This is a genomic window from uncultured Cyclobacterium sp. (assembly GCF_963976465.1).
GTDB lineage: Bacteria > Bacteroidota > Bacteroidia > Cytophagales > Cyclobacteriaceae > Cyclobacterium.
The window spans coordinates 1-8685 of the sequence record NZ_CAXBOC010000208.1; the positions used below are offsets into that span (position 1 = coordinate 1).

General features: G+C 39.5%; 7 protein-coding genes. 4 read left to right on the top strand and 3 right to left on the bottom strand.

Features of this window, described 5'->3' with window-relative positions; translation table 11 throughout:
- Positions 1-230 precede the first annotated feature (230 nt).
- Positions 231-536: a DUF4286 family protein gene (locus AAC037_RS12785; protein WP_339903358.1), complete on the top strand. Its 306-nt coding sequence runs from the start codon at positions 231-233 to the stop codon at positions 534-536.
- Between the two features lie 15 nt (positions 537-551).
- Here the strand turns inward: AAC037_RS12785 and AAC037_RS12790 are convergent, their stop codons facing one another.
- From AAC037_RS12790 to AAC037_RS12800, 3 genes are all read right to left on the bottom strand, one after another.
- A complete protein-coding gene (locus AAC037_RS12790; RefSeq protein ID WP_339903359.1) occupies positions 552-1058 on the bottom strand; it encodes a hypothetical protein in 507 nt (168 codons plus the stop codon).
- A gap of 147 nt (positions 1059-1205) precedes the next feature.
- Positions 1206-3761, bottom strand: coding sequence for a M14 family metallopeptidase (locus tag AAC037_RS12795; protein WP_339903360.1), 2556 nt, complete (start codon positions 3759-3761; stop codon positions 1206-1208).
- A 95-nt stretch (positions 3762-3856) separates the two neighbouring features.
- Positions 3857-4750 carry a TIGR01777 family oxidoreductase gene (locus AAC037_RS12800; protein ID WP_339903361.1) on the bottom strand — a complete coding sequence of 298 codons (894 nt, stop codon included), beginning with the start codon at positions 4748-4750 and terminating at the stop codon, positions 3857-3859.
- Positions 4751-5176: 426 nt separating this feature from the next.
- Between AAC037_RS12800 and AAC037_RS12805 the strand changes: the two genes are divergently transcribed.
- The 3 genes from AAC037_RS12805 to AAC037_RS12815 form a co-directional block, all read left to right on the top strand.
- Positions 5177-6475 (top strand): voltage-gated chloride channel family protein, encoded by a 1299-nt coding sequence (locus AAC037_RS12805; protein WP_339903362.1) that lies wholly within the window; start codon positions 5177-5179, stop codon positions 6473-6475.
- Positions 6476-6611: 136 nt separating this feature from the next.
- A complete protein-coding gene (locus AAC037_RS12810; RefSeq protein ID WP_014020075.1) occupies positions 6612-6848 on the top strand; it encodes a hypothetical protein in 237 nt (78 codons plus the stop codon).
- A 391-nt stretch (positions 6849-7239) separates the two neighbouring features.
- Positions 7240-8685, top strand: a 1446-nt coding sequence (locus AAC037_RS12815) for a Gfo/Idh/MocA family oxidoreductase (protein ID WP_339903363.1), incomplete at its 3' end; no start/stop codon positions are given.

The window sequence follows — 8685 nt, forward strand, 5'->3', positions numbered from 1 at the left end:
AACAACCCTACTAGGTGTAAAATTGTAATAAAGATTTTAGCTAATAGCGTTTTTTCAGGCCTGAAGCTCATCCAGCTCTTTTTGATTTTGGGCATATAAAACAGAAAATTAAATATTGAGGTATTATTTTTGTTTTCAATATAGTATAAGTGTTTCTTTACACTTTTGTTCGAAAGAATGAATACGAATTTAACATAAATTGAATCACACAAGCCATAAAGGTCAATCAAATGGTACTTTATAACGTAACTATAAATATTGATAGGGATAGGGAGGAAGAGTTTATTGCCTGGATGAAACAGGAATACCTCAGTAGGGTGATGCAAACCGGACTCTTTTACGAAAAACGTTTTTTTCGACTATTGCAGGAAGACAATGGGAATGGAATAAATTTTTCCGCTCAATTTTTGGCAGAAAACCTTGAAGACTTAGAATTCTTTCAAGAAAGGTATGCAGAAGTACTTAGTGAGATCCTCAAAGAAAAGTTTGGAAGCCAATTTGTTTCTTTCAGGTCTGTTTTGGAATCAGTTGATTAAATTCTGGAAGCTTGATTAGCTTCCCAACTTCATTAATAGATCCCCTTTTCTCTTGATAATTAGAAGGCCAAAATGCTCGTTCAATAAGGACTTACACCTATTTTCTGCAAACAAAGCACGAGAAGGCGTATCATAAAGCAATGTCATCCTAAGCAAGTTTTTTACATAAGCCGGATCCTGACCTAGGCCTTGTACCCACTTTTGAAGTGTTTGCCTCCAGTCTTCTTGGTATTTTTCGAAATGACTCTTACCGTCAAATCTCAACTCCAATTGGTTGGAACCAAATTTATACCTAAAAATGCCAGCCAACTGCTGATAAATAATCGACAAATGTTCATCAGGAAATGACTTTACGGAAAGAATTTTTAAATACGTATCATCATGCAATTCGAGAGGATTGAACAATAGTGTAAAGGCTTTTTTCAGTTCATCCACCATCATTTGCATCATCTCCTTCTCCACAGCTTCCTGGGCTTGCCGTAGAATATAATTTTTATCTAAAGGAAATAGCTTTCTTTTCATAATGAGCCTTTGAACTTGCAAATTAAAGAAAAGTAATTTGAAAAATAAGGCAATGAAGAATTTACAGCTTAAAATTTTTGATTTTCCTTGAATAAAAAGATTTTAACCCAAAAAATTAAACGGTAATCAGAAAAAGAACAGCACAACCTACCTGGTGGAAGCGCTATTAATGGTCTGTCCAAAGAAAACTGCATTTAAAAACATTTTATTGGTTCCATACCAAAAAGCCCTAAAATTTGGGTTATCAACAAAGCCTATGGTCTTTCCTCTACCTTTTCCCGAAACTTGAACCACACCTTTGTTTTTTATCGATTCCAGGTTTTTTGGATGCACATAGCCGCTTGCTAGTGGATCATTAGTATAAACCACAGGATTAGCGTAAGGATTTCCCGACAGCTCGAGAAATTGATTCCCTCGTTTAAATACATGTATATCTCCGGTCTTATACCCATACCCAATAGGATGAGTCACATCTAATTTTGCCTTGAAAATAGCCCCTCCGGTTACTTTTGCTCCTCTATCGTTGGTTAAATCAGCGTATTTCTTTTGGCTGGTACTGTCAGAATAATCTGCACTGGCAAAATTAAACACTGCGATGTCATTTTTGGCTAACCAATTCATCGCAGACCCCCTACTAATTAGCGTACCTCCTTTTTGAACCCAGGTCTTTAGCTTTTCGGCTTCTCTCTCACCAAAACCTCCGTAATTTCCGGTGGGCAATATGATCACATTGTACCTATTGAGATCAGCTCCTGACATCCTATGTGTAGGCATCAAAGTAATTGGAATCTCCATTCTCTGATCAAAAAGATGCCATATTTCTCCTGCATCAGAACTGCCCACACCATCGTCCACTAGAAGGGCAATGGATGGTTTTTTCAACACACTGATACTGGGTGAACCAAGATTTACACCGGCTGTAAGCCCCGTAGTCAAAGCATGAATATTAATACCTGTAGTGGCAGCTATTGATTTAAGGTCTTCATAAAACGCCTCCTCACTCCGATCTGAATTTCCTTTTTCAACCAATATGGTTCCTCTACCAAAGCTTTTCTTATCCTTGGTCTGGAACTCCTTATGACTAACCCTTACTTGATAACCAAGATCCATTAACTTATACAAGGCCTTTGGGGCATAATATTCCTCCCATTCAAAGGCATAACTGTAGGCACCTGCTTTACCAACAACTTCACCCTTCTTAAAAGTGAGGCCTTTGCTTACATTTTCTACTTTAGCAAGATTTAAAATCTTACTGCTTAGCGACATATAGTTTAAATTGAATGACATGGGTAGGTTCCATGTAGACACGTCATAGAACAAACTATCCTGAAAAGTAGTCCTTGTTTCAAACAAGGAGTTGATAAGCCTGTATTGAGGTTGATCCAATGGAACAATGAATGACTTTCCTGATTTGAAAGGCACGCCATTTAGAGTGACATCTTCTTCTAAACTATAAAGCTGTATATCGTGGCGCAATAAAACATCTGCAAAATGAAATGTTCTGCCATAATCCTCTAAAGCACCAAAAATTATCGCCTTGTTGTCATCATTAGTATACGCTTCCTTTGCCTCCTTATAAAAGTCTGACATATAAGTATTCAATTCTACCCTGAGGTCTATGGCTGCATCGAAGGAAGAAAGTGCCGTAGTAAATTGATTTCTGATGGTAAATGGAAATGATATTTCTCCAAAAACATTTTCTTGCAGGTGCCCCCTGGAAGAGGCCTGCTCAAATAGAATTCCCACGGCCCCCTGGATATCCGGATAGGTAGAACCTTTACCGAAATAATAATCATCAAAACTTTCTTTGGAATAATAGAGTGAACCTATTTTATCCAGGTATTTGGCATGATACCCAGCAATTTTTTCTGTCAGTTCAAAATTCTTAGCCGGTGTAAGCGGGTTGTTTCGACTCGGTATACCTGGCTGAAAAAAGTAGGTATTGTCCGTACCCATTTCGTGAAAATCAAGAACGATATTTGGTAGCCAGGCCTGCAGTTGAGCAATCCTCCCTTGAGATTCAGGATGCTGGACGGGTATCCAATCCCTGTTTAAATCGAACCAGTAATGATTTGTTCTCCCTCTAGGCCAGGTTTCATTGAGCTCCCGGTTGTTTCGGTCCCCATTGGGATAATAACTTTTATGACTATTGACCCAAGAAGCAAACCGGTTGATTCCATCCGGATTTATGGCAGGGTCTATTAACAAGATAATATTGTCTAAATCTTCTTCTATTTCTTTAGCTGCTGTAAAGTGATAGGCAGAAAGCAATGAGGCATTTACCCCGGAAGATTCATTTCCATGAACCGAATGCCCCATATACATTACCACTGGCATACCTTGAAGATCAGATTTAAAATCAGGATACCTTAATCCTCCACGCTGCTCTTTTAACTTATCCAGTTGTTTGATATTTTTAGGAGACGAAACGGCCAACATCAACAAAGGTCTTTTTTCGTAAGTACTGCCATAGTTGATTAAGGTTGCCCTAGAGGATTGCTCGGCCACCGCCCTGTAATAGTTGACCACTTGGGTATGATTGGCATGCCACTCACCCACTTCAAAACCTAAAATGGAGGAAGGTATTGCAATATTCTCATCATAGGTATAATCATCCGGAAGGTAATAATCAAGATTAATATCCTGAGCACCAACTACAAAAAATAGAAATAATAATGCACTGCTAAATAGTCCTCTTTTCATTTTTAGTTAGGTTTAATACGCAAGAATACAGACCAGTCTTTTCAAGAATGAAATTATGAGGTTTTTTATAAATAATACGACCAGTCGTCAAAACTTTAGGAGAATATTTTTTTCAAAGCAAGGTTAAGGTCTCCATATTCAAATTTGAAACCTGTACCTTCTATTTTTTCATTGCTCACCCGGTTTCCCCCTAAAATCATATTGGCCATCTCTCCTAGTCCTAGTTTAAGAGCAAATGAGGGAACTCCTATATTTACAAAAGGTTTCCCTTTGTATTCGGCAGCCCTTTGGGTGAGAATTTTATTGGTGACAGGGACAGGACCTACGGCATTATATATGCCGGACAATCCATGATTTTCAAGGGCATAGGCAAACATTGCGGACAAATCTTCGATAAAAATCCAACTCAAATATTGTTGGCCTGAACCCAGTGGTGCTGCAACAGGTGGCTTTAGCATTTCTTTCAAAGCTCCACCTTCTTTGGCCAACACTATCCCAATCCGAAAAATCACAGTACGGATCTCCAAATCCTGAAATTTTTCTGTAGCATTCTCCCATTGCTTCACAACATCCGCCAAAAAATCATTCCCTGCAGGATCTCCTTCAAAAACCAATTTCTCCCCGGTATCAAATCCATAATAACCCACGGCACTGGAACAAACCATGGCTTTGGGCTTATTTTTGGACTTCTTTAATGCTTCATAGAGCAGATTACTGCTTTTAAGCCTACTATTCAAAATTACTTTTTTGCGTTGGTCAGTCCATTTTTTCTCCGCCACACCGGCACCTGCCAGATGGATTATAGCATCTGCCCAATCTATTCCTTTCTCATCCAATTCGCCCTTTTTCGGATCCCAAAAGAAAGCCTTTTGATCGTATTTTTTTGGACTTCTGCTTAACCAAGCCACTTTTTTGCCTTCGGCTTCCAGTGTTTTTGTTACAGAAGTACCTACAAGTCCTGATCCTCCGGTGATTAGTATATTTTGCATAATTAATTGCTACCCTGAAATCTTAATAAACGAAAATTACACGCCACAAAAATTATTCCACCATGCGAACAATAGCAAAAAATGCTATAAAAGATTTGAGGGTCTTTAAAGTCCACATGTAAGCAATAAATTAGTGAAGCGTAACTTGGTGAAATTACAGGTAATTATAAGAAAAGTTGGCCACAATAAGTGAGTGAATCCCCTAAAATCCGCGCCTCAGCCTTGCGTATGCGCAGTAAAACTTTTATCAAATGTTTACCTATATTTGTGGGCAATTAGACAGGGGATACTATAAGGAGCCAATTTGCAGTATCTCAAGTAATGAGCTCAACTCATTTACACAAAGGTTCCGGAAAATGTTTCCTGCTGAACAAAAAATGTATTCATTCCGGCTTATCGTTTTCCGGAATCTAAATTGTTCAATACATGTCAAATAGGAACCGAAACCTCCTTTTGTTTAACAAATTTATTTTTAAAGAATTAATCCCCAATGTGGCTTACGCTGCTAAATGGCTGGTTTTGGCGCTGATCATTGGGAGCTTGGTAGGATCTGCTTCGGCCTTGTTTTTAACTTCCCTCTACTGGGTCACTCAATACAGGGAATCCAACCTTTGGATCATTCTATTTTTACCAATAGGAGGGTTTTTTATTGGCTGGATATACCATCGTTTTGGCACTTCTGTAGTCAAGGGAAACAATCAACTTTTAGAAGAATTTTATAATCCCTTAAAGATAATTCCGTTGAAAATGGCTCCTTTGGTACTTCTAGGCACCTTGCTAACGCATCTTTTTGGTGGTTCGGCAGGAAGGGAGGGCACTGCCATACAAATGGGAGGAGCGATAGCAGATCAATTTACGAAGTGGTTTAACCTTAAAACGGATGATCGCAAGATGGTCATAACAGTGGGAGTGGCAGCTGGATTTGCTTCTGTATTTGGAACGCCACTTGCCGGTGCTGTATTTGCCTTGGAATGGCTAATTATAGGCAGGCTTCGATACGAATCTATTCTTCCGGCTTTTCTTGCTGCAATTATTGCCAATTATGCCTGCGAAGGGGTTTGGTTGGTTCACCATACCGAATACTCAATCCCGACAGTGCCGGTCTTTGACCTCATCAATGTGTTTTGGGTGATCCCCGCAGGAATATGCTTTGGGTTGGCAGCCAGGCTTTTTTCAAAATCCACGCATTTTTGGTCAAATTATTTTAGTAAAAAAATTAAATACCCACCTTTTAGACCGGTGGTAGGCGGTGTGATCATAGCTGCCTCCGTCTTTATAATAGGAGACACCAAATACATTGGTTTGGGAATTCCCACCATCGTAGATTCCTTTTCTCAAGACCTCCCTTGGTATGATTTCTTAGTAAAAATAGCCAAAACTTCCTTGACCTTAGGCTCAGGATTTAAAGGTGGAGAGGTGACACCCTTGTTCTATACCGGTGCCACCTTGGGCAATGCCTTGTCAGCAATAATTCCATTGCCCGTTGCCTTATTGGCAGGCATGGGATTTGTGAGTGTTTTTTCCGGAGCAACCAACACTCCTTTGGCCTGCACTTTAATGGGAATTGAACTTTTTGGGGCTGAATCAGGCGTGTACATTGGCTTGGCATGTGTCTTGGCTTACCTGTTCAGTGGTCACTCCGGTATCTACAATTCACAGCTTATCGGCTCACCTAAAAACCAACAATTTTTAAGACGAAAAGGCAAAAGGATTGGTGAACTCTAATTAAGCAAAAACCAAACTTAAAGTAAAAATTGACCCTTGATTTTGGTTGTTTAACAAATTTTAATGAAAAGATTTGTTGAAATACACAACAAAACAAAAGGTATCTCCGTATTGATTCTGGATTGAACTTAATGCTATGAACAATATTACTGCAATGCGCAAGGCCATAGGAATTTTCCAATCTTACGGAATTCCTTTAACAGGAAAGAAAAAAGCTGCCAACTTTTACTACGATTTGAGGATGGACAAAATTTTTGTCTCAGGGTTGATCTTCGAATTAGAATACGAGTTGAAGAAAGAACTGGAAGATGACAAAATTGCCCGTATTCAAACCCCATCAGAATTGATTGACACCCTTTTGAAAGCCTCATAAGCACTGCTTGCAAAAGTTTTTTTTCCCAGCTATGTAATTTCCAGCTCAATTTTTTTGCTGATTTTTTTACATGGAATCAGTATATTTTTTTATGATGAATATTCTTTGTTTTTCTATGAATGAAAAGCTCCTATCCTAATTTATCAGGACAGTAGAAAAACTGATTTTTAGCCATAAATTTCACCTTCGAAAGCTTCGCCCGTATTAGTTAGACCCTATTTCCAAAGCTACATAAAAGCTTGGGAGGCCAAATACCAATCATTTCACAGGGATTCGAAATTAATGATCCCACACTGCTACCAATCAAATAATAAATTGGGCAAAACTTGAATTAAATCTCAATTTTCTTTTACTTATGTATTCATTCTAAAAGTATTATCAAACCCAAATCATGAAACAAAGAAGAGAATTTATCAAGAAATCTATTTTTGGAGCAAGTGGATTAACCATTGGAGCCATGAGCTTTAGTGCAAAATCTTATGGTTCCATAATTGGTGCCAACGATCGTTTTAGGATGGCTGTATGTGGAGTCAATGGCCGAGGTAAATCCCATATCGGAAATTTCTCAAAATTAGAGAACGTTGAGATTGCCTATTTAGTAGATCCTGACAAAAATGTACTCAATGAACGTGTACAATCTCTTCGAAGTGGAGAAACCAAAAGCAATAGAGTAAAAGGTGAAGCAGATGTTCGCCGAGTGCTTGAAATGAAAGACATCGATGCCATCAGTGTGGCAACTCCAAATAGCTGGCACTCCCTAATGGTGGTGTGGGCCGCACAAAATGGAAAACATTGCTACGTTGAAAAGCCGGCAAGTCATGATGTCCACGAAGGACGAATTGCACTGGCTGCCGCCGAAAAATATGGAATAGTCGTGCAACATGGCGCTCAAAGAAGGAGTAGTGACGAATGGCGCGATCAGGTAAGTGATATTAAATCCGGAAAATACGGTAAAATGCTGGTTTCCCATGGCTTTGCTTGTAAGCCAAGGGAAGGCATAGGTTACAAACCCAATACTGCCCCACCAAGCCATTTGGATTGGAATTTATGGAAAGGTCCTGCAGTAATCGATCAGTACAATGAAAATCTGGTTCATTACAACTGGCACTGGAATTGGCAAGTTGGTAATGGAGAGTTAAACAACCAGGGGACCCATCAACTGGACGTGGCCTATTGGGCCTTGGATGATGAAGTGGCCAATACACACCCCGTAAGGGTAATGGCAATGGGTGGCAGATTCAACTGGGATGATCAGGGAGAAACACCAAATACAATGTTTGCTATAGCAGAATTTGCCAATGGCCAACAAGTGTTTTTCAACGTTAGAAATGCCAACCATGAAGGCTATGTTAGGGAAGTGACCAACCGCTTCTATTTTGAAGATGGAGGCAAGCTGATCGATGGAGAATATAAGTCACACAATGGAAGCCAAGCACGCAATGTTGATGTAAAGAAAGTACCCATGACTCCGGGAGGCGCTTTCGGTAGCTTTGTAAATGCCTGCCGCGCCAATGATCCAATGATGGCCAATGGCAATATGTATGACGCGCATTACAGTTGCACCTTGGGTCACTTGATGAATATTTCTTACAGACTTGGTGAAAAAGTACCTTTCAATGCAAAAGCAGGGAGGTTTGGGGACAATAAATTGGCCTTTGAAGAATTTATGAAAATCCATGAAATCGCAAGAGATGGTATGGGTGTACCTGTAGATCAGGCGGATTATATCGTCGGTCCTTGGTTGGAGTTTGATGGAGATTCTGAATTCTTTGTTGGTGATCGATCAGTGGAAGCCAACCGATTACTCTTTGACCCAAGAAGGGCTGAATTTGACCTC

Excerpts from the sequence above, each read along its gene's own strand:
- AAC037_RS12810 (WP_014020075.1), top strand. The coding sequence starts at position 6,612 with ATGAACAATATTACTGCAATGCGCAAGGCCATAGGAATTTTCCAATCT.
- AAC037_RS12800 (WP_339903361.1), bottom strand. The coding sequence starts at position 4,750 with ATGCAAAATATACTAATCACCGGAGGATCAGGACTTGTAGGTACTTCT.
- AAC037_RS12805 (WP_339903362.1), top strand. The coding sequence starts at position 5,177 with ATGTCAAATAGGAACCGAAACCTCCTTTTGTTTAACAAATTTATTTTT.
- AAC037_RS12785 (WP_339903358.1), top strand. The coding sequence starts at position 231 with ATGGTACTTTATAACGTAACTATAAATATTGATAGGGATAGGGAGGAA.
- AAC037_RS12795 (WP_339903360.1), bottom strand. The coding sequence starts at position 3,761 with ATGAAAAGAGGACTATTTAGCAGTGCATTATTATTTCTATTTTTTGTA.
- AAC037_RS12790 (WP_339903359.1), bottom strand. The coding sequence starts at position 1,058 with ATGAAAAGAAAGCTATTTCCTTTAGATAAAAATTATATTCTACGGCAA.